Here is a 1033-nt window from a genome sequence, read left to right as displayed (position 1 = left end):
TTGGAGCGGCTTCTACATCGGTGCGAACGGTGGCGGCGGCTGGAGCCACAACACCTGGGATCTCGTCGGCGGCGGCCGCGAGGGCTCGCATGATTCGTCGGGCGGCACGATCGGCGGCCAGTTCGGCTATCGCTGGCAGATGGGTCCGATGGTGTTCGGCCTCGAAGCGCAGGGCAACTGGGCCGACTTGACCGGCGACAATGTGAGCGCGCTGTTCGCGACCCGCAACCGCACCAAGACCGACGCCTTCGGCCTGTTCACCGGCCAGGTCGGCTACGCCTTCAACAACGTGCTGCTCTACGCCAAGGGCGGTGCGGCCGTGACGAGCAACAAGTACACGATCAGCAACGCCGCGACCGGTGCGTTCCTCGCCTCCAACAACGACACCCGTTGGGGCGGCGTGATCGGCGCCGGCCTGGAATACGGCTTCGCGCCGAACTGGTCGGTCGGCGTCGAGTACGATCACCTGTTCATGGACCGCCAGACCATCAGCTTCGGTGCGCTCGGCTCCGACAGCATCAAGCAAGACGTGGACCTGTTCACCGCCCGCCTGAACTATCGCTTCGGCGGCCCGACCATCGCCAAGTACTGATCGGCTGGTTGCGCTCATCAGACCGAAAGCCCCGGTGTTCGCGCCGGGGCTTTTTCGTTGCTGAATGACGTCAATTAACCACGTGCGGCGCAGGCCGGCCGATCCGCCGCTCGGCGCGCTTGACCTGAGAACGAAAAAGGAACATTGTTCTTCGTATGTTCTGGCTCAGGGAGGTCCCCATGCTGAAGGTTTTCGTTGAAGAAGCCGCCGCACTGGCGTCCATCACGCTGTTCGTGGGGATGATCGCGCTGTGGGCGCAAATCATTCCGCAGCTTTGACTTTTTGGAGGGCGGCCCGGCTGGGGAAAAGCTGGACAGCCGACCGGGCCGCCGGACTCGCGGGCGGCCGATCCGGTATCATGGCGGGGCGAGTCGGTCGGGATCGCGGATCCTGAGTTTGGTCAACTCCTCCGCCGGACCGGCGCGCAGCTGTCGAAAGCCC

1 protein-coding gene is annotated in these 1033 nt (G+C 64.8%); it reads left to right on the top strand.

Annotated features, from left to right (window positions below):
* Nucleotides 1-592 (top strand): outer membrane protein (locus BRAS3809_RS19220; RefSeq protein WP_035656947.1); only part of this gene is annotated, 592 nt, incomplete at its 5' end.
* Between the last annotated feature and the right edge of the window lie 441 nt (nucleotides 593-1033).

This window comes from Bradyrhizobium sp. STM 3809 (genome assembly GCF_000239795.1).
Taxonomy (GTDB): domain Bacteria; phylum Pseudomonadota; class Alphaproteobacteria; order Rhizobiales; family Xanthobacteraceae; genus Bradyrhizobium.
The sequence above is the reverse complement of the archived record's forward strand: the minus strand, read 5'-3'. Positions and strand labels throughout refer to the sequence as shown.